Raw genomic sequence first — 21,347 nt, 5'->3', positions numbered from 1 at the left:
GCCGCCCAGTGATCTGGGTGGCCACCCTTCAGTCAAGAACCTGCTGCTACGGCGCGAAGGCCGTTGACCGCTGCTCGCAGCATGGACGCTGATCCGCTTCCGTCGGCGTAGTGGATGTACTTGGTGTTCGCGTGCTGGGTGATGAATCCGGTTGCTGCGTGCTTGGCACAGCGAGTCGCGAGAACAATCAGGTCGGCCGTCCTTGCCTTGTGGCGGAGTTGAGTACTCCCGGCCTTATCGCATGCGATGGCCGTGTTCACAGCAGGGGCGAGACGTCCGATCTCCTCCGCGCAACGTGCCAGGACAGCCTCATCCAAGGAGTACAGCAGCACATTCGTCGAGGGCAGCGCGGCAAGCGGCGCCTCCTGCTCGCCGTCAGAGCCCACTCGCTCCTGCCATGGGAAGTCGACCTCGAGTTCCCGCGAGAGTCGTTTCGCGAAGGCGAGGTCGGCTTCGTTCAGCCGACCTTGATGCCGCCATAGCGGCTCCAAGAGCCCGTACGCAAGGGTGTGGCGGGCTTCAAGGGACGGGCACGCAGCCAGGAACAACCGGTCGACGAAGTCCAGGGCGATTGCCGCCCGCTCGGGTGAGACCCAGCGATTGCGGTAGGCCCCAATCTCGTCGAGGAGGTCTCGGTAGTCCTGTTCTGAGGGATTGCCCCGGAGCGCGATCTCTGTCAGCGCCTGTAGTGCAGCGAGGTCCCCCGGGCCGAACCGGTCGAAGGTGACAGCATTCCGGATGAAGGCATGGGCGGTCATGCTCGCCGGGGCGTCGTAGCCGACTGCGTCGATGAATGGACCGACTGTGCGCCATGCCTCCTCCGCTGCTTGATCTTCGAGGCTGTCCAGGAGTTCAGCGAGAGTAGAGTCATGCGCTGCCGGCGACGCCCAGGATGTCCAACTACGCTCTAGAAGCGCAGACTTGGCTTCGCCCGGGCTGATACTCAGTGCTCCGAGGAGGGACGACCAGGAGTCGATGACCGAAGATGCCTCTGGCTCAGCATCTGTCTTCTCAGTAGCAGGCGGAGCGGATTCCGCTGGCGCGGAGTCCGCTTCAGCCTGAGCCGGTATGCCAAGAACGCGCTGTGCTTCTTCCCAGACCTGTGAGGGCAGTTCACCAATGCGGCCTGCGCCTTCCAGACTCGTTACCAGACGCTGAAGTGCGGGCAGATCTTCAAGAACCCCGGCCGCCATCAGCAGCACCGTGATGGCCTGCACCCCCAGTGGGCCGGCTTCGGTGTCCAGGAGCCCGGGGACGAAACGTCCCCTCTCCTCGAGGCTTGCCCGGGCATCCGGCAGATTGCCCTCAGCCAGGGGGCCTTCCATGCCCAGGTACACGGCGTTGAGGACCGCCTCCTTCACCGGGAGAGGAGGGTCTTGCCGGAGAGCATCAGGGAGTTCGGGCAGTTGGAGGATCTCTTCGCCACGGCCAAGCCGATCAAGCCGCTTAATCCGCAGATTCGCGAGGTTAGCCGCGGTTACACCGCCTGCCGCTGCGAGCTGATCGAGCACCGCCTCGGACGCTGCCTCAGCGCCTGCAGAGAGAGCCGCGTCGAACTCTGCAAGGAGACGACCGATTGGCTTGGCCATTTTCCACAGTCTGGGAGGCCGACGGGCCTCGGTCCTCTGCATCAACTCCAGCGCCCCAGCCAGGTTCCTGCGGTGCTCAAGAGTGCGCCCGGTCTCCAGACGGAAAGTGGCGCGACCATGAGCGAACTCGCGGATGGCCTGCTCGACGGGGTCGTCTGGGTCCAGCCAGGCAGGCTGGATACCTACCCGTTCGTCGTACGTGATGTATGTGGGGCCAGCAAAGGCCCGAATCAGCTCGGCCGTCTTGGCGCGTTCGCCGGGTTCCCGCGCAACGACGTACACGACGAAGCGGTCTCTGCCGGCGTACAGGCGCGGAAGGACTACGGGCGCGTTATCGCCGCGTCGAAGGGATTCAACGAACGGCAGAGTCCTGTCCTTGTAGGGGTAGGCCGGGTCAAGGTTAGGCCAGACCGCGTTTCCGTCACCGAAGAATCGGTGCAAGAACGTCTCGATAGAATCTGGGGTTTCTTCCCGTGGCTGCGTCACGAGCTATTCCTCCACCGCTGCGCCAGGTCTAGCCGTGCCTGGCCAGCATCCGGCCCGCCCACGTTGTAGGTGACCAATTCATCATTCTTCGCCATGCCCCGCACCGTGTAATTCATCGATCCGGTGAGAATCCAGTCCTGGCCACACAGCGTCTTCTCGTGAACATCGGGGTCGCGATGGACGAACAGATTATCCAGTTTTGGAGCTTCGATCCGGCGCAGGAACGGATCGTTGTGTTGATCAGGTCGAGTGACCACATGGACGCGGGTCCCTGCTCCAGCGATGCGCAGAAGTGCGTCTGACAGCCGCCATCCTCTGGGCGGCACATCACCGAAGAGGGCGTCATAAGTGCCGTGACTGTTGTCGATTACTTGGACATCTGTGATCCACGGTGAGACCAGCCACAGGTCACTGCTGGGGTTGAGCATCTCTGCCATCAAGGCGGCGGAAAGCATTGAGTCGATACTCAGGCCTGTGCGAGCCCCGGTGCGCACCGTTCTGGTCAGTACAGTCACTGGGTTGCCTCCCGCAACTCGACCCGCACACGCAGTTCGTCTCTGTGTCGGGCATAACCACGCACCTCTCCGTGGACCTTCATCACGTCGCGGTACACAGTCAGCGCCGGCACTCGGATGAGGGCCTCGGCCAGTGTCTGTGCTTCGTCAGCGGGGCAGGTGAGTTCCACGGCACCGCTGTCGGCCATGGCTTTCTGGTACTCCGTGGTCCAGTCGCTGGCAGTGACGAGGACCTCGGGGAGGCGGTCGCTGTGCGCGTGGCGTACGAGGAGCCGATCGAGCAAGGGGGCATCTGCATAGGGCTGGTAGTGCTGGAGGTCCTGCGTCCGGGCTTGCCGTCCTCGCGGCCAGAGCAGGCTGAAGGCCTGGTCAGCCGACAACTGCTTGCTCCCGCCGATGTTCAGTCGCTTGTCGCCGACGGCGAAGGCAATGACGTTCGCGTCGACTTCGACTCCGAGCCTGTCCTCCAACTTCGTCCAGGCATCCGCCATGGCGAGAACCTGTGCGTCCGTGTCAGGGCCGGAGCCAGGGCGAAGGAGACGGGTCGACAACGCTGCGACCGCTGTGCGGCGGGGACGGCCGTCCAGCCGTTCCCAGGCGGCAAGGAGGTCGTTCAGGGCGGCTTGCGCTGTCTCGGCATCCTGGGATCCGCGCAAAGCGCGCACGGCTTCGGCGGCATCTCCGCCGGGTTCCTCAGCGAGGTGACGCAGCAGACGGGTGAGCGTGGCGTCAACGTACTCGTAGTCACTGGGCGCGACTGCGCTGGTGACGAGCGACCAGAAGCGGCGGGGGTCTTCCCCGTAGAAGCGGACGAGACTTTCGATGATGCCCAGGCCCCCGATTGAGGTCTCGCTAAGCCACAAGGCAGTGGGTTCGCCAGCAGCGCCGGGTAGAACGTCGACGATCAAGTCGCCGTCCTGTGCGTCCGGGCAAGCTCTCTGTGCAGCGGCGAGAATGGCGGCGGCCACCGTGTCGCGATATGCGCGCTGCGCCAAGTCCTCAGTTCGGGTGGCGACGTCCGGCGCGAAGAGGTGCTCCGCTGCCCGGTCCACCGCCGCAAGCACTCGCCCGTCCCGGAGCAGTTCGGTGAGCCCGTCGATCAGCCGGACATTGTCGACGATCTGGTCCGGATCACTGTTGTCGCGATATAGGACGCTCAAGATGCGGGGCAGTTCCCCCGACCATGCGCCGTTAGCGAGTGAAGTCCGCACTTCTTCAACGGTGCGTGAGTCATCTTTCAGACCTTCGAGGGCAAAGGCTGTGAGATAGACCTGACTGAGCCACGCGCGCTGGAACTTGTTCGCGACATCATCGAGAACGGGGTCCTCGGCGAAGGAGTACGAGAAGGCGAGGGATCGCCATTCCGGAGATGTCAGGTACTTCCGGATGACTGGGTCTGAGGTGTTCAGCGGACGGAGCATGATTCGAACGGCATCGACGCCGAGCCTGAAGCCCAGGGCAGCCGGCTTGCCGTGCAGTTCGTAGTAGACCTTGCGCGTCTCGCTCCCTCCGCGTTCAAAGGCGACTTGGCATTCGGCACCGATGGTCATACGCCGCATTTCGATGGGATTGCCGGCAGCGTGAGTCGCGAAGCTGACGCTACTGACGCGCTCGCTCCAACGAGATGGATTGGGGATGTCCGCTTGGGTCGGTGGTGCTTCCTCAGACACGACGATCTCGGTGCGCCACAAGGGAAAGCCCTGAGAACGGTCAGAGATTTCTGTGTCCGGCTGCTGCAGTTTCAATTGGGTGGGCCGGAAGACCTGAAGGCCCTGCGGGTCGTGCCCGGTGGGGTGCCATGTTCCTTCAGGATCGGCGTGCTGCACGATCTGGGGCAGCGGCAGAGTGTTGCTGCCGGCGGGCCCTACCGGCAGCCACGTGCGGTGCTCGTCGCGGCGGTGCCCGAATCGTCGGCTGACGCGCCCGGGCACGGCTTCACGAAGTGCCCTGGCGATGGGCAACTGCTCCAGGGTGTCCCTTTCGTTGAAGGGCAGGAGCAGTTCGACCTCGGGAAGGTTCAGCGGCTCGAAGAGTGAGCGGGTGATGAACTCGGGAAGCAGAGAGCCTTCCTTTGCGCCCGGGTCGATGCGCTGAAACGACCAGTCGCTACGCAGCCGCCGCAGGGCGGTGGGGACGACTGCCAGGAGCAGGGATCGTGGCTGCTCCCACAGCAGTGCTTGGACCTCATCGGCGCTGATCTGCAATGCCCGCATCAAGTGCCGAGCAAGGTCGTCTTGGAGATCGGGCTCATCAAGGATGGCCTGCAGGAGCAACGTCAGCATTTCGTGACCTGGACGGTCGGCGTCCTTCACGACATGGCCGCTGGGAGCTCGAAGGATCTTCCTGGGGTCGGCCCACTGGTTTCGGGAACGGAGCTTGCGGCTGGCCCAGTCCAAGAGAGCTTGGGTGGCTTGGATCTTCAGGACGAAGCGGTTACCGATGGGGAGGCTGCGCGCAGGTACCTCCGGGGCGAAGAGAGTTTCGTATGCCTGGTAGGCGAGTCGGTCCCGCCCGTAGTCCGAGAGTGTGACGACCGTAATCGGCCTCGTGCCGCGCTCTCGGCCTGCGCGGCCCCGGCGCTGAATGAACGCTGCTGCGTCGCGGGGTGCTTTGTGTTGGAGGACCAGGCCTACACGTGGGTCGTTGAAGCCGACTTCCAGGGAGGCGGTGGCTACCGTCAGGTTCGCATCGTGGTCGACCCCAACGTCTTGTGATGATGTACGGCCGACCTGGAGGTGATGGAGTTGAAGGGTCGGGTCAAGGTCGTGCCCGATCTTCTCCACGATGTCCCACGACTGTCCGTCGAGGTACCGGGCAGCGTGTTCGTTCCGTTCGGACGAGCGAAGACCCGCTAGTACGCGTCCTCCGCCATTTCGGCGGCCAGTTCGATTTTGACCGCCTTCCGCGTCCCGCAGGTCGTTGTAGAAGCGGTTGGTGACGTCGAGGTCGTCCGTGAACAGGAAGCCCGTGGAGCCGTACAGATACTGCTTCTTGTCCAGATCGAGTATGCGGCCGTAGAGCATGGCCGTCTGAATCGACGTGGACAGCAGGCTCGCGCCGGAGACGGGGTCGCCGCGGAGCGCGACTGCGTACTCCCGCCCCTCGGACCTCATGGCCTCGTCAGCGGGTTCGATCGAGTCGACGTCCCCCGGGTGTAGGCCAACCAACTGTGCAAAGAATCTGTCGGCGTCTCGCAGGGTAGCCGACAGCCCAACGAACGTTATTGGCCGCCGTGCTGCCTCTCGCCACCGGCGGAGCAGTAGTGCCACCTGCGCACCGTGAAGACCGCTGTAGGTATGCACCTCGTCGAGTAGGACGAGTGACGGGGCTGTGCTGCTGCCCCGCCAGCCGAGTAGACGTTCCAGGGAAGCGTCACCACTGCAGCGGTTCAGCATCTCTGTGGTCGTGAAGAGCAGATCTGGGGGGTTCTTCTTGAGTGACTCGCGAGTGAGCGCAACCCGCCCCTCGGCCAGCGTGTAGCCGCACTTAGTGCAGGTCAGCGTCTCGCGCTTCCTCTGGCGGTCCTCGTCCTTCCACTCAAGTTCCCCGGTACCGCAGTCGGGCTCGGGGCAGGGCAAGTACGGGCACACGACGCCCCGAGGAGTGCGCTTCCATGCATTGTCGAGCCCTGAGTTCGCCTCCAGGCGCCTGTCCTGGGTGTGCCACGGAGTGTCCCCGTACAGTGCGCCCACACGGATGGTTCGCCGCTTGCTCGTGCGTAGAGCCTGCTCGACTGCGTTAACCGTTCGGATCGACTCCCGAAGCTGGTCGCGCAGGAGTTCCTTGCGTGGGTAGAGCGCCAGCGTGTGTACACGCTGTGCTGCCCCATGAGCCTGCTCAGCCATGGCAGCGAAAGCCGGCAGATAGAACGCGAGCGTCTTCCCGCTGCCTGTGCCAGCACCGACGATGATCCCCCTGGATCGCTCGGAACTGAGTGAGGCGAAAACAGACCGAGTGGCGTCCAACTGGAAGCGTGCCAGTTCACGTCCCCGTAGTTGGGCTTCCGCTACATTTCGCTGCACCTCACCCCAGTGTGGAAGGCGCTCAAGCTCCTGCATGGCCTCTGCTGCCGGGATGTCTCGACGGGGATAGCGGCGCGGTGCCACATGCAGGCGGTAGTCGGCGACGAGCCGGCGCTGCTGCCGCCACCACCCAGGCTGCTCCTCATGAGCCCAGCCACCCCGCGCGAAGAGCTGCCGCAGGCCAGATGAGAGCCTCAACGACTCCGCCAAGCGGGTTCGGTACCGCGGTGGCGACGTTACTGGGACGGGGACCTCGAACAGCAGGGCTCGGAGCAGGAACTCCTCCAGCACACCCTGAGCAGACATCGCCTGAGGCGCTGCCTCGTGGCTGTTCAAGAGATCGTCGATAGTCTCGATGACCTCGCTCTCGGAGAGAGCGGTCTCCGTGACTCCCCACGACAACAAGGGCAGTTCGTGATCCTCCAGCCGGTTCAGGAGTTCGTTCGCGAAGCGGATATCGAGTTGGTCTGTCACGCTCCGGTCCTCTGCAGGGTGATGTGAAGATCCATTTCAAACTGACGCAGCAGTGCGATGTCGGCGTCTGAGAGGTCGCGCAAAGTGGGGCTGGGGCGCTTCTCCAGCAGTGCCAACAGGTCCAGTAGCTCGTTGGGGGGGTCGCTCTTGTCGCGCAGGGACTCCGAGAGCAGGGCGAACGTGCTGGTGAAGAGGGTGACGTCTGAAGTTGACAGGTTCTTGGGCGTCACCGCCTGGCGGAGTTCCTTCTCCCGGTTGCGCGCTCCCTCGCGTTCGCCGCTCGAGAGCATCGGAATCCGGGCCAGAGGAAGAGCAGCGAGTTGTGCTGTGGCCCAGGCGACCCAGGCCTCACCGTTGTTGCTTTTGAACTTGGCCGCAGCCTCCTGGACCTTCTTCCTGGCCGTATTGAAGACTGTGTCGCTAGGCAAACCATTGAGAGCTTTGCGCTCGAACGCGCTGCGTGCGGAATCAACACCCGACAGGTCAGCTCTGTCCGCGGCCCCAAGCAGAGCCAAGGTGCGGTTCAACTCAACCTGCGTTCTCAGTTCGGCAAGAGCCACACGGAGTTCCTTCGTGCGGGTGATGACCCGCGTGGCCTCCTTCTCCCCAACTGCGCCGACAGCGATTTGGCGTGCACGGTTCTGTAGCTGCACGGCCTTGTCATACACCGACAAGTCGGTCACGAGTCCTCCCCGTCATCTTCGGCGAAGGGAGTAGCCGTGAGCGCCTGCCACTCCACACAGATCTGCCCCACGTCTTCCGCGGCGCTGTCACTTGCTGAGCCACTTGACCGTGACTCGGCGCTGGCAAGCGCCGCATCCAGCCACTCGTCGGCCGCGACGAGTAGTTGCTGAATCAGGACGAGCGAATTTCCACGGTCCTTCACAGCAGCCACCACGCGAGCGTGCTGCTGGGCTGAGGAATCGCGGCCTTCATCGTCTGCCTTGGCCAAGTCGTCTTCGAGCGCAGAAACGGCCTTCCAGTCGGCGTCCTGGGCACGCTGAAGCAGAACATCGAATCGCCGGGACTGTTCGGCTGTCAGAGGCAGTCCCACTTCTCGTGCGGCACCGAGCACGTCGCGGACCGCTGCCATGGTCTGCGCGCCGGTCGTGCCGCGCGGCTGTCGGCTTCGGATCGAGCTGAGCAACTCGTGGTGATCTGTGAGCTGGTTCTCAAAGAGGGACACCAAAGACGCGAACCCGGTGACGGCAGGCCTCACCCATTTCGGGATGTCGAGCGTCTCGACCTCCCAACTCCACGAAGAGGTTGCTCTGTCGATCAGCGGAAGGGCACGTGCAGCATCAACCATGTTTACGGCACCGATGCCCTGGGCGATCCCGACGGCGCCACGGAGTTGCTTCACAAGTTCGGGACGAGTTCTGAGGTGCCCCTGGAGCACGTCCATCCATTTCGCTGCGCGGATGGCGCTGTCTCCCCGGTGCCATTCCTGTCCGTCGTCGAGCGCAGCCGACATTAGTTGCGAAGCAGGCATTCCGGGCCATGCTTGGCCAGCCAGCGCCGCACCAAGGAGTGATGCCCGGAATCCCGCGACGAGGTGATCGTCCGTGATCTCCATGTGCCGCTGTAGCCGTACAGTGAGATCTCGGCCGTGCCTCTCGGCCAGGTACGCGAGCCGTCGGATGTCCTCGGCTCGCGCCGGGAGGTTCCGCTCCGCCCTCAGCAGGCTGTCGAAGAACCAACTGTCCCTCGGGAGACGAGAAAACGTGATGGGAGCATTCTCAACTCCTGGCAAGTTTTCCTTCGCGCCCTCGATGGACACGATGGTTGCCTTGTTCGGCCAGGCTGCTCTTCGCAGTTCGGTGGTTCCGACCTCCCGCATGAGAGGGGAGTTCCATTGATACCGCTGCATGACCGCGGCTGAGACCACGCCCCGAATTCTGTTTGCAGTGGCCGTATCCAGTCCGCCCTCGCGGGTGAGCCACTCATCCACCGTCTCCAGACCTCGCTGGAGTTCCCCAGGGAGTTCGTCGCGTTTGCTGCCTACTCCCGCCTTGGGCTGTGACTCCTGGGTGCCCGGCTGTTTCGGCACGGATGTAGGAGCAGGTGGGTGGCCGTGCCCTCCTCCACCGCTCAGTGGCTCTAGGGAGAATGCCTCCAAGATCGTGGAGTCGATGTCGTTGGCGTCATCAGGAGCATCTCCCCAAAACTCAAGGACGAGTTTCCGACGCTCGGCAGAGGCGGGGTCATGATCATTGTCCGCTACCACACCGAGCACGTCGCGGCTGAGCCATGTGTCCAGCTTGGTGGGCCGGAACCGCTCCCGGAACATGGGGTCAGGGAACTCGCCCTGCTGTATGGCCGTAGCGTGTTCAACGAGGACCGGCCGCACGACGCTTCCCAGCACGACACGAGGGTTGAAGGTCCACGGCTTGTTCTTGTCCGCCGTTCCATGAACAGCTCTCACTAGAGCTGACTCGTTGAACGGGTACAGGCCGTATTCGTCTGAGGTGGCTCCGAACACCTCATGACACTCAGTTCGCAAAGAGCAACTCAAGCATGCGTTAGGAGTATCGCCATCGCTCGCACGCTCCAGGGCTTCGCGCCCTACACGCCCTGCATTGAGGTAGCGGGCAACGAACGAGGCGATATCTGCACGTCCTGTGTCCTCTGGGCTGAAAGGAACGTCCAGGTGGTAGACGAAGCCAGTGCCGGCCTGAATCCGGGTAGCGGCCGTCTCATCCAGCTTCCCAAAGTACCCCGTTGTCACCGCCATGAGCGTTCGGATGGGTGCGAGAGTTGTCTTGCCCTCACGGTTTGCTGCTTCCACTACGGCGTCGAGAAGGTCTCCCTGTACGCCTTGGATGAGAGCGAAGTCCTCGATGAGCAGGACGATTTCCTTGCCCTGCCGGTGGTACTCCTCTCGCACTTGAGTCATCGCATCGAGGAGCCGTCCTGCTCCAAGATTGGCGGCGCCCTTGATGGCGGCTTCCAGGTGCCTGTTGAGAAGCTCTACCGCGATGACTTGAAGATCGCCACGGGTGCTGATAGTGCCGAGCAGCCGTTGCGCCATTCCTGACGCGGATCGGATGTCACGAATATCGAGTGGGAGATCGCTGACGCTGAAGCCTTCTGGACGGTCTGCCTGGCCGTCCTGGCGATTGTGAATGAGTTGGTGAGCCAGTTCAGGAACGAACTTGCCGGGTGCCAGCAGTTCCGCGCGGACGTGAGGGTCGAGTAGTACCGCAGCAAGTTTGCCGGGGCCGACGAGCATGCGCGCCATCGGATTCGACTCTGCATTAGGGGGAGTGGACTCAAGTGCTTCACTCAGTTCGTTGAGGATGCGTCGCGCCAGAGAGTCTTCGTCGATATCCTCGGTAAACTTATTGATATCCTCTTTGAGTTGAGCTAGGTCGCTGCTCTCCGCTTTGGCGATGAGCGTGCTGACGACAGCCTTGAGGCTGGTCTTGGACTTCTCGAGGTAGATGACCTCTCTCTGGTCTGCCCCTTCCTTCATGGCAGCCAGTTGCTCGCGGATCCAGCGGACGAGATGCGACTTGCCTGAGCCGGAGTCACCGACAACTGGTACGACGAGGGCTCCACTGTCTGCGCGGAGCGCCATGAAGTCCTTGAGCACTGCCCACTCGTCGATCGGGTCGCCCTCGATGACGAGTTCTTTCCCGTCCATGATCCGAGCACGCTTGATCCGCAGCGGTGCGTGGGTGGCCAAGAAGACTGACCGTGAGGGGCTGACCGCCTCAGTGTTAATGGTGGAGGCTGCTACTGCTGGGTCCCAGCAGAGCATCCCGCGGAAGTCAGCCATGGGTGGGCTCCAGGATCATAATGTCGCTGACGGGGCGAGGACTGGCGGGGCGTTCAGGATCGTGCAAGAGCAGGATCTGCCGGGCGTCGTCATCGTGCTCCAGGCGAATCCACTTCTCGTCATGGCCACGTAGGAGTGCAAACGAGAGAGCAGGGCCGGCCACGTTGTCGCCGGGGCTGGGGATGCCTACCGCGAGCGAGTGTGCGCCACCGGGCAGTACTGGCAGGTTCTCCCGTAGAACCTGTAGTGCTTCAACAGCACTGACGCGCTGTCCCGAGTGCCACGACTCGGCCACCGTCTGCTTTACGGCCGGGGTGCAGTCCGCGACCAACGGGGTGCGGCCGTCGGTTCGGAGGACGGGGGCAGCGGCGAGTCCGAGGGCCGTTGCCCAGTAACCAAAACGGGACCACCGAGTGTCGTTTGCGAAGATGGGATGGACCTCGGCCTTCAGCAGCTTGTGGTCCTTCCCATCTCTCTCGTCTAGGAGCCGCTGAGCGGTGACCCAGTGAATCGGCTGCTCCATTGGGTCGTGAACAAGGAGCCAGGCAAGAGCGCGAGTCAGATCTCGGGGGCCAGTTGCGTCGTTACTCTCTCCCAGTCCCGTGTTGAAGTCGGCTTCGAGGACGGCGCGACGCAGGAGACGAGTGTAGGTCTCCAAGTCATCGCTGTCGGTGAGCAACCTGGTCTTGCCGGCGAGGGACAGTTCCTGCCTGTCATCGTCAACGTGCACCAACTCCAGGGTCTGGAGGGAGCTGATGGCGCAGTCGAAGGGCTGCTTCGTCGACGTTTCCTCTGAGCGCAAGGAGGGGGGACTGGCCAGCGCGCGCGCCTCGTCCAGGGGGATGCTCTTTCCCAAGTAGGCGAGGAGACGCACCAGAGCCCATGTCTGAGACGGAATCGCTGCGTCTACGTTCAGGAGAGTCATCAGAGTTCCTCCAAGGCACGGCGGATCGATAGGTTCGCCGCGTGGACTGCGACGAGTGGCGTGCCTCCGCGTTCCGGGTGCTGCATCGCCCAGGGGTGGATCAGGTATGTCGGTGCGTCCCAGCCGAAGCGTCTGGCAACCTCTGGCCCCGGAACAACGGCACTCGACTCCGCAACCCAAATGACCGGACCATGCCAGTCCGACAGGAGTGCGCCGTCATCGTCGACGATCACCGTGCGAGTGCGGGCTGTCGTCTGTAGTTGGCCCTTCAAGCGAGCATCCATGCCCGGCCCACCGACCACGGGAATCCCGCGGCGGACGAGGCTTTCCACCAGTCGTGCAATGAACGCATGGTCGCCCGGGTCTTGCCACCAGAGGCTCAGGCAACGCTGGTCCCCGAAGTACCGCATCAGAGGAAGGTGCCCTTGACTCTGTGGGGCGGGTAGGGGAGGGCGTGGCTCTCCAGCCAGTCGGTAGAAGCCCGTGGACAGCCGCTCGGCCGTGGCCCTGCAGTGAGGACAGCCGCGGCAGGTGATATCGGTGCGCCGATAGCCCTCGCCATCCGGGATGCGGTAATACGCTCCGAGCACATCCCCGATGCACTGATTGCCCCGCAGAGCTGCTCTCAGTTCACGCAGTGCCGAGCTGCGCCCTTGCAGCAGTTTTCCGCGCTCGGCGTCAAAGCGAGACCGGAAGCTCTCGCTGTTCCTGGCATCGGAGTCGAGAAGTTCTACATCCGCGTAGCCGTCCGCCGTCGCGTAGAACTGGTCGAGTCGAGCTTTCCATGAGACGTCTGACTCACCTACCTCCTTTGAGGGTGCCTGTGGCGGGTGGATGGCCACCATCCCGGATCGCACCATGAGGTTTAGGATACGAATGTTCCATTGCCGGTTCCGCTGGAAACCCTCGTTCATGTCAGGAGGGTAAGAATCCAGGCTCACTCGGTGACGATCTTGGGTGGTGACCCGGCTGTGAAACATTGCCTCCCACCGCTGCCATGCCCGCAGGGCGCCGATGACAGCCTCGTCGCTCATCTTGGAGGCGATACCTTCGTCTTTGCGCGTGGCGGCCAGATACGCGAGTGAGGGGCTTCCGTTGCGGCCCGCCCGGCCAACTTCTTGGTAGTAGCGGTCCACCGTTTCCGGCAGGCAGGCGTGCACGACCGTCTTGACGTCATCAAGGTCGACGCCCAGGCCGAAGGCAGAAGTACCAACCACGACGTCGTAGCGCGTCTGTGTGTCGCCTTCAGTGGTCCTGCCGCTCCACCCTTCCAAAGCGTCGCGACGTCCGGCATCGGTGGAGTCACCGGTCACGCTAGCTACTCGGCGAAGCCCAAGGTCGCGAAGACGGTCCGCCCACTCCTGTGCATGCGCAACCTTGGTTGTGTAGAGGATCATCGGCTTCGGCAAGTAGGAGACGGCGTCGAGAACTGCGGCCTCCCGGTCGGCTTCGCTTTGGAAGGTGTCGACGTAGTAGCTCGGCTCGTGACGGAGCTGGGAAGCCCAAACGACCCTCGCCCGCTGCGGCGAGGCAAACAGAGTGTCGAGCGTTTCTACCTGCTGCCCAGTCAGTGTCGCGCTCATCGCAACTGTGACTGGCTGCCGGCCCTCCGGGGCTTTGCTCAACCAAGTCCGGCGGTGGCTCGACATTCTCTGGAACTCGGTCCGGAAGCTGTTACCCCATTGCTCGACGAGGTGGGCCTCGTCGATGACGAAGTAGTTGAGCAGTCCGGCCTCGGCGGCATCCTCCAGGGGCACCTTCAAGCTCTGCATAAGAGCTTCGGGGGAAGTGAACAGCAGCCGCTGTCGACCCGCAGCGATGTCGTCACGCATCTGCTGTCGATCTTCTTCGGGTAGCCCACTGGTGTACGCATACCGGCGAGTGGGGCTGTGGTGTCCGTACAGGTCAAGGATCTCGAACGCACGCCGTTCAAGATCCGCTGCGAGTACGCTCGTAGGCACGACGATCACGGATACACCGCTGCTCGCACTCGCCAGCAGCGCAGGGGCGATCGCTACTGCGGTCTTTCCGTGCCCGGTAGGCAAGCAGATGATCGTGGTGCTCCCCGGTTCGGCAAGCGCGATTGCCCTGGCGGCTTGGCGTTGGCCGGTTGACACGTATAGACCGTGATCATCACCCAGCGCCGCCGTGAAGAACGGGTCGGCGGGATACGACTCCAATTTCCGCCGGTGTGGCGAGTCCTCGCCGAGGTATACCTGGCGAAGATCCTCTTCGGCTGCAGTGCGGGATGCGTCGTCAGAGACGCGTGGATGCCACGGCAGCGCAGTGACCCACACGTTTGAGCCGCCATCGCGAAGCGCGGTCTGACACCGCATCTCCTCCCACTGGTCACGAGTGGGCAGTTGAGGGAGGAGTGGAACCGTGAAACCCGATGTGTTTTCTCGCGCTTGGGCCTCGAGCAGGATCTGCCGGGTCAGTGAAGCGATGTCTCGCCATCCGCTGGATCCACTGACCAGAGCATCTCGGAGCCTGCGCAGCGTCCCCTTCGCTCCTGGAAATTCCGGGAACTGCTGACCTTGACGCTTCGACAGGTGATCGAAGAGCGCCTTGGCTCCAGTCCAACTGTCAGTCGCCACGACGGATCCTCCTGAACCCCGTCTTGACGATGCACGTTGCTGACACGAGCTGGATCGTCGGGTCGGTGAGCCCCTGCACCAGAGCGTCGGTGATGGCGACATCGCGCAGGTAGCTCTCGGCGTCCCCCAGGAGCCGACCAGCCGCCTGCCGGGCATCAGCCTGTGCTCTGGCGACCGCGAGGCGCTCTCGTCCCCGGCGTTGGGCGCGCTCGCACTTGTCGGCCAGGTGCTTCACGCGCTTGAGCTCTGCTCGGGAGACAGCTTCTGCGGATCGTGCTGCTGATTCGTAGCCGGGCCGTCCGTCGAAGAGCTCCAGCAACTCGTGAATGTTTCCCGAGTTGTAGTTGTGGTCCGATGCGCCGTAGGGGACGGCCAGCCCGAGGGCCTGTGTGGCTTCGTCAGTCAGGGCCTCGCTTGCTCCGGCCGGCACCCACACTTTCAGTGTGAAGGGAGGAAGCAACTGCTCCGCTTGGCGCCTCAATGCCACTCGCGCATCCTTGGGGTTCTTCACGTACTGCGTCGCGAGTTCGAGCGCCGGGGAGATGTCGGCTTCGACGAGGTAGTCGAAGCCGAAATACGGCTCCGGCTCCCCTCGGTGACTGACATCCGCACGCCAGAACGCTGTGGCCTGGCCGCGGTCGTCGTACCAGACCACATTTGCGAGTGTGTCGACGAGTGGGTTCCCGATACGGAAGAGACGCGTGCCGGGGGCCTTGAGTGCTGCTGAACGGCTGAAGGTGCCCTTGGCTGTGTCTTCTGTCAGGTTCTTGCCGTCGTAGAGGTGAGGTGAGATGAGGGTGCGGGACTTGAGATTGAAGACCTCACACAGACAGTCGTTGATCTTGCGCTCGACGTGGTGGAGCTTCACCCCGTCGGAACCATTCCGACCGGTATAGCCGAGCATGGCCTCGCGTGTGGATTCCCAGCCGACCTCGAACGTTGCGAGCTTTTCGGCGAAGTCGATGTCGTCGGGTGATGTGTCGAAGATCCCCTCAAGGGTGTCCATCATGTCGATCTCATCGCGAGCGTTCTGGAGTACCTCCCGGACACTCTCAGTGAAGCCAGTCAGCCCCTCCGGCCCGTGCTCGAGTGCTTCCGCCCAGACATTGGCCTGGCTCAGCGCGATGGCGTCTTGGAGCGTGGACACCGACCCATCAAAAATGCCGTATCCCTCGATGAGCAGCGACAGCCAGGCCTCGGTGTGCGATTCGGCGTCTGTGAGCACGAACTGTGTTGGCTTGCTGCGCTGCTGCCGAGACTCGACGTAGCGATCAGTGCGGCCGAGCCGCTGCTCGAGCTGATTGGGCGACCAGGGGAGCCGCACGTGGATGACAACCTGGGCAGTCTGAAGATTCAGCCCGTCCTCAGCAGAGTCGTCCGCAATGAGAACCGCAGCCGTTGAGGTGTGCTTCCGCCACGCAGTGATCGCGACTTCGGAGGCATCGGGACCCGAGTTGTGTGTGTGCTCGAAGAGACCGACCTGGGGGAAGCGCGTGCGAAGACGCTGGGTCAGCGTTGAAGCGAGTGCGCCTGGGCCACAGAAGACGATGATGTGTGTGCGCTTACGCAAGGCCGGCAGCAGGGCCTCAATGAGGTCGTCGACTTCACTTGCGTGATGCTCGTCAGCGATCTGCGACTCAAGGTCTTCCAGGATTTTGACCTCGTGAGGTGCCACTCGGGGGCTCGAAAGGTGGCCGCGCTCGCGGGCGCTCAGACCGGCGCGCCCTGCCGCGTCCTCGTCACCACGGACCCGCCATCGCAGCGCATCCAGGTAGTCAGCGGATATGCCGCCAAGGCGGGAGGCCAGCACTGCTAGGGCGAGGGCGTACTCGCCGCGCTCGCTCACACGTTCGTCGTCAAGGAGATGCCCCCACAACTGCGTTTGCCATTCCAGGAGGCTGTCCGCTGTTGGGGTGTACGAGTTCGAAGTCAGTATCTTCGGCCTGGCGCGGCCGCGTACTTCGTACTGCACGGCCGACGAGTCATCGTTCTGCTTCAGCACGTGCGATCTGCGGTGCCTGATGACACGGCGGTGCAGCCGGTACGTCTCGCTGATGTGCGCACGAAGTTCAGCGACGCGCGCCGAGAGTTCCTGCATCCCGTTCTCGTCGCGGAGGTTTCCCTCGGCGTCGAGGAGGCTGAGTACTTGGTCGGCAAGAGCCGCGAACCTGCTGTCCTCTTGGGGCAGCGCCGCTCTGACGATGTCAACCGTGGACGGCAACAGTTGGTAGAACTCCGCGTCGAGGCTCAGGACGTGACTGGCCAACTCCGCACGGTGGTTATACCGCTCCTCGAAAGCCTCCCTCTCGCTCCACTTGTACACGTTTGGCTCTAGGAGATGCAGGAGACCCAGGTGTGTGGTGTGGCTGGAGGTCACGGGTGTAGCGGAAAGCAGTAGGACCTTTGATGCGGAGTGCACGAGATCGCAGAGGGCCCGATAGGTAGGGTCCGTGTCGTCTCGATCTTGCACCAGCTGGTGAGCCTCGTCGACTACGACGAGGTCACTGCCACGGTGCTGCTCCCACTTCTCAGGGGAATCGTGCGAGGCGATCTTGACGCGGCGAGGGAAGTCATCGGTGAAGAACTTCGTGCGCAACTCTGCTACCCACTGCCGGCGTAGGGAGTCGGGGGTGAGGATGACCACGCGCGCCTGGGGGTTGTCGATCAGCGTCTGCAGAACCACGTAGCCGGTCTGGATCGTCTTGCCGAGTCCGACTTCGTCGGCGAGGAGGTACCGCTGGACCGGGTCGGACAGCACGGTAAGCGCGGCACGGACCTGGTGCGGGTAGATCTCGGCAGCAGCTGCGAGAAATGCGGGGGTGCTGGCGCTGGCGGCACGCTGGGCGACCAGGTCGTGCAGCATCGGGATTCGCGCGTTGTAAAGGTGACCGGATTCGTTGCCTCCGGACACCAGAACCTGGAGGGGGTCGCGTACTGGCCTGTTCCAGCGCACGTGGAGCTCGGCCTCGGGGACTGGCATGTCGTAGTCGGAGTTCGGGAAGCGAACGAAATAGCCCTCGTGGTCGTGGCGCACTACACGGCCGGCCATCCACTCGCCAGTGCTGGAGTTGTGGCGAAATACGCGTGTTTCGGGTTTCAGCCGGACGCGTCGGCAGGCAGCCTCGGAGACGGCCTGGGTTTCAATCCTGGGCTCGGCCATGGACTCGAAGAAGTCCACCCGCAGCAAGCCGTCGGTGACCGCGCCCACTCGCCCGATCCCAGGACCGCCCTGGAACTCGACGAGGTGCCCAACCGCGAAGCCCGAAGACATTCTTCTGCTCGCCCCCCCACCTGCTCGTTTAACAACTGACACGAGCTTAGGCGCCCCCACTGACAACACGGGCGACAGACTATTGCTGAAAATCGCATGCGCATTCGAAAACAGAGAATGAGTGCACCCCTGACGGCCTTACCTCGATGCGACATAGCGGGCCAATCTACGCAAAAGACATGATCGAGCCTGTCTTGCGAGATGCAACGGGCCAGAAAATACGACTGAAATGCAACCTTCCTCCACGAGGCAAGCTCAGCTGCGCAGTCGTGCGGCGCACACTGCTTCGATCTTGCTGCCGGGAGGAACGGGCCGCGTGACCTGCGCCAGTTCAAGGCGGCGTCGGCGTGTAGGTGCCGCCCGCGACATGAGGTTGAACGTGCATATGCCTCTGGCAGTGCACTCGATCTCGGCCAAAGTCCTGGGCTCCAGGCCCGGTACGCAGTGTCAGCGGCCTGGGCTGTACTGTCTGGGCGCTCGCCTCGCTGTCCGTCCGCGGCGTGGTATCGGCGCAACGACCGCTTCACCGACACAGAAAGAAGAACGTGAAACTCCCCGCCCCTGCCGGTATCGCGACCCTCGTCGCCTACATCGCCACTATCCCCGCGGCCAACCTCGCCGTCACCCACTTCGGAGCCGTCCCCGTCGGGTTCGGCTACGCCGCCCCTGCTGGGGTCTACATGGTGGGCCTCGCTTTGGTCCTTCGTGACCTCGCGCGTGAATCCGCCGGCCGCGGCGCTGTTCTCGCAGCCATAGCCGTCGGCACGATCCTGTCGTACTTCCTCGCTGACCCTGCACTCGCCGGCGCATCAGCCGCCGCCTTCGCGGTCGCCGAGACCATGGACTTCGTCGTCTACGAACCCCTTCGGAAGCGCGGCCTGTTGCTCGCGATGCTCGCCTCGAACGCGGTCGGCCTGCTCGCAGACAGCCTCCTCTTCCTTAAGTTGGCTTTTGGCTCCTTCGACTACTTGCCTGGCCAGATCCTCGGCAAGGGGTGGATGACCCTCGCCGCGATCGGCGTTCTGGCCCTGGTTCGACGTCGCAAGCAAGTGACGGCCTGAGCCGCCCGTCAGGCTGGCCAGGATTCGAGGCGCCTCTTCCTCTGCCGCCGGGATGAGCTCCGACCCGCCGGGGTCCAGACCCCGATGCCACTGGCCGTCGAGAACGCCGACCCCATCGGCGGGCGCATGGGGGCGAAGGTGAGTCAGTTCGGGAAGTGAGGGATCGTCAACTCTTTCCGCGCACGGGCAGGTCATGGAAGGGGTTGGGCACCCGAACGTCCGTCAAGGCGTGGTCATATGAGGCAACGACAGGTGTCGCACGGTCAACTTGCCTCGCTCGCACCGCCTCCGATACGGTCGTCCCATCAATGAGGGCCCCACCACGCCTAGGTGCTGGTGGGGCCCTTTTGTGTCCTCTCGACCCCGGGGGCACCGAGTGTCGCATCACCGTCTTCAGGTTTCCGAGGCCAGGGAGGCGGCGGCTGCGAAGCATGCGAAAGGACAACTGGTGAGTACCCACCATGACACAGGTTCCAGTCAGCAGTCACCTGCCGGCGAGCCGGGGGGCGACGCCTGGCCGACGCTGCCGTCGGCGCCCGCGCCTATGCGGCGCGGCGACGTGCGGCTGCAGGTCGGAGGCCGCACGGTCTTCGCTGTGTACGTCTCGCCCGTAATCGTGACGGCGGTGTCGGTCGGTGCCGGCCTGTTGGGCTGGGGTCACTGGCCCTGGTAGGCGCGGCTGATGTGATCAAGGCTGCGGGATACCTGTCTCGCAGCCTTGAGGCCTAACTGCCCGTGTTCGCCTGCGATCCGTCCGCACGAACTGAGCACGTCGTCGGGTGCGCTCCTCTCCCTCGGCTCAAGTGATGCCGAATCCGCTCGCGGCCGAGCGAGGTCATCGGGGTATCGCGCTCGGCCGCCCACGACCATGCGCGTAGGTGGCGATCGGACATCTCGGCGCAGCCGCGGTGCGAATGACCCAGGTTGCCGATCACGTTGCAGCCTCGACTGGGGATGGAGCCGCAGGTCGCGTCCCGCGAGGTGGTGCAAGCGATCATGCGCTTTGCCCTCCGGTACCCGCATCGCGATGATCTCTGCGCAGATGCGGCACGCGAAGTGCCCCGGTCAGGCGCCGGGAGTACCCGTCCGGTCGAAGTCCCCGGCGTGACCTGCGCGTTCCGGTCCGTTGATCGGCTGCACCACCCGGCGGGACGCCATCGAGCCGCACAGCAAGGTAGGTGACACTATTGAAATTGACGTGGCACTTCTCGTGCTAAATTCCGGGCGGCCGGCCGGCCACTCGTTGGGACGGGCGTTGCCGTCCAGTGCAGCCGCGCACCCAGGAGGCGAGATGTTCCAGGGCACGATCCCAGGCCCCATGCGAGCCATCGTCCGTGAGACAGCGGCCGGTTGGCCCAGAGGACCTGTCTACGTGCCTTGCTGCGGCAATTTCACTATCGAACGATCACTGGCCGGCATGGGTTTCACTCTCCACTCATCGGACGTGTCCATCTACACCACCGCCATCGGCCGGTGGCTCACCGGCCAGCCAGTGGGAATCCGTCTGTGCGACGAGAGCGCGGACCAACTGGGCTGGCTGGGTGACTCGCTGGACGATGGTGTCGGCACGGTCGCCACGATGATGCTCGGTACTCGGTTTCTCGCGAGCGTCGGCCGCGAAGGGCTCTGGCACGAACGGACGGTTCGCTCCTACCGTGATCAGTGGACGTCCAAGCACACGGAAACGGTCGAACGGCTGTCACGCGCGGACGTGGAGCTCGCTTCCTATGAAGTCGAAGACGTCCGCACCTGGCTTCAGAAGGTGCCACGCGACGCTCCGGTATGCAGCTTCCCTCCCTTCTACGGCGGCGGGTACGAGAAGCTGTACGAGCCGCTGGAGGCTCACTTCACCTGGGACGCGCCTCAATACAAACCGCTGTCGGACACGGACCTGGTCGATGTGCTCGGCGCAATAACGAACCGACCGTACTGGCTGACGGCCTCCAACCACGACGTGCCGGAGCTGCACCCGTACCTCCGAGGCGTGATCAAGACGACGCCGCGTGCGGCTCCCTTCTACGTGTACGCCAGCAAAGCTCGGACCCGCATCGTCGCCCCGCGCCAGCCGATCGATCCGGTGAAGGCTCCCCGCCTGCGTGAGAATGACGAATTGGTCGGCCCGCTCACGTTGTCGCTTCTGAAGCCCGGCCAGTTCAACGCCCTCCGCTCCAGATACCTCAATCCGAAGATCACCCCAGGTGCGGCGAACCTGGCCGTCGCGGTTCGTGACGGTGGCGGGCGGCTGCTCGGCGTGTTCGCCATGACGCCCAGCACGTTCACGCCGGACGAGGCGTACGTGCTCTCGGACTTCGCAGTCGCGCCGACCGACTACCCACGGTTGTCGAAGCTGATAGTCCTCGCCGCCACCTCCAGCGAAGCGCAGTTGCTCTGCCAGCGGGCGTTCTCGCGGCGGATCCGGAGGGTGGCGACCACGGCGTTCAGCAACAACCCGGTGTCGATGAAGTACCGCGGGCTGCTGCGGCTGAACAAGCGCAGCCCGTCGAACGAAGAAGGCTGGAAGTTCCAGCTCCAGTACCAGGGGGCCATGGGCCAGCACACGCTGGCGGAGGCCCTGGAGGTGTGGGCGAAGCGGTGGGGCGCCCCGACGATGCAGACGGGAGTCTGA

General features: G+C 63.7%; 10 protein-coding genes. 2 read left to right on the top strand and 8 right to left on the bottom strand.

The genetic code is table 11. The features are described from left to right. Window positions 1-32: 32 nt before the first annotated feature. The 8 genes from dpdD to dpdE are packed head-to-tail and all read right to left on the bottom strand — an operon-like array spanning window position 33 to window position 17,660. The gene (gene dpdD / locus ACIQVL_RS05160) at window positions 33-2,075 is read right to left on the bottom strand and encodes a protein DpdD (RefSeq protein WP_403474437.1); all 2,043 of its coding nucleotides are present in this window, start codon (window positions 2,073-2,075) and stop codon (window positions 33-35) included. After that, window positions 2,072-2,590, bottom strand: coding sequence for a phospholipase D-like domain-containing protein DpdK (gene dpdK, locus ACIQVL_RS05155; protein ID WP_403474436.1), 519 nt, complete (start codon window positions 2,588-2,590; stop codon window positions 2,072-2,074). The genes dpdD and dpdK overlap by 4 nt, the downstream gene beginning before the upstream one ends. Next, the gene (dpdJ, locus tag ACIQVL_RS05150) at window positions 2,587-7,086 is read right to left on the bottom strand and encodes a protein DpdJ (protein ID WP_403474435.1); all 4,500 of its coding nucleotides are present in this window, start codon (window positions 7,084-7,086) and stop codon (window positions 2,587-2,589) included. The genes dpdK and dpdJ overlap by 4 nt, the downstream gene beginning before the upstream one ends. Further along, window positions 7,083-7,769 carry a hypothetical protein gene (locus ACIQVL_RS05145; RefSeq protein WP_403474434.1) on the bottom strand — a complete coding sequence of 229 codons (687 nt, stop codon included), beginning with the start codon at window positions 7,767-7,769 and terminating at the stop codon, window positions 7,083-7,085. Before ACIQVL_RS05145 ends, dpdJ begins: the two co-directional genes overlap by 4 nt. After that, window positions 7,766-10,867 (bottom strand): protein DpdH, encoded by a 3,102-nt coding sequence (gene dpdH, locus ACIQVL_RS05140; RefSeq protein ID WP_403474433.1) that lies wholly within the window; start codon window positions 10,865-10,867, stop codon window positions 7,766-7,768. The genes ACIQVL_RS05145 and dpdH overlap by 4 nt, the downstream gene beginning before the upstream one ends. After that, the gene (gene dpdG, locus ACIQVL_RS05135) at window positions 10,860-11,792 is read right to left on the bottom strand and encodes a protein DpdG (protein ID WP_403474432.1); all 933 of its coding nucleotides are present in this window, start codon (window positions 11,790-11,792) and stop codon (window positions 10,860-10,862) included. The genes dpdH and dpdG overlap by 8 nt, the downstream gene beginning before the upstream one ends. Next, window positions 11,792-14,389, bottom strand: coding sequence for a protein DpdF (gene dpdF / locus ACIQVL_RS05130; protein WP_403474431.1), 2,598 nt, complete (start codon window positions 14,387-14,389; stop codon window positions 11,792-11,794). The genes dpdG and dpdF overlap by 1 nt, the downstream gene beginning before the upstream one ends. After that, on the bottom strand, window positions 14,379-17,660 hold the full coding sequence (dpdE, locus tag ACIQVL_RS05125; protein WP_403474430.1) for a protein DpdE: 3,282 nt from the start codon (window positions 17,658-17,660) through the stop codon (window positions 14,379-14,381). The genes dpdF and dpdE overlap by 11 nt, the downstream gene beginning before the upstream one ends. 545 nt (window positions 17,661-18,205) lie before the next feature. On the opposite strand from dpdE, the gene ACIQVL_RS05120 reads away from it, so the two are divergent. Beyond that, window positions 18,206-18,721, top strand: a complete 516-nt coding sequence (locus ACIQVL_RS05120; protein WP_403474429.1) for a VUT family protein — start codon at window positions 18,206-18,208, stop codon at window positions 18,719-18,721. Between the two features lie 1,291 nt (window positions 18,722-20,012). Beyond that, window positions 20,013-21,347, top strand: a complete 1,335-nt coding sequence (locus ACIQVL_RS05115; protein ID WP_403474428.1) for a hypothetical protein — start codon at window positions 20,013-20,015, stop codon at window positions 21,345-21,347.

The sequence above is a fragment of the Streptomyces sp. NPDC090499 genome (assembly GCF_044769305.1).
Classification (GTDB): Bacteria; Actinomycetota; Actinomycetes; order Streptomycetales; family Streptomycetaceae; genus Streptomyces.
Note: the sequence above shows the minus strand (reverse complement) of the source record. Positions and strands in the feature narration are given on the sequence as shown.

Bases quoted from the DNA above. Each gene is read 5' to 3' on its own strand.
- dpdH (WP_403474433.1), bottom strand. From the start codon at position 10,867: ATGGCTGACTTCCGCGGGATGCTCTGCTGGGACCCAGCAGTAGCAGCC.
- dpdG (WP_403474432.1), bottom strand. From the start codon at position 11,792: ATGACTCTCCTGAACGTAGACGCAGCGATTCCGTCTCAGACATGGGCT.
- dpdE (WP_403474430.1), bottom strand. From the start codon at position 17,660: ATGTCTTCGGGCTTCGCGGTTGGGCACCTCGTCGAGTTCCAGGGCGGT.
- ACIQVL_RS05115 (WP_403474428.1), top strand. From the start codon at position 20,013: ATGTTCCAGGGCACGATCCCAGGCCCCATGCGAGCCATCGTCCGTGAG.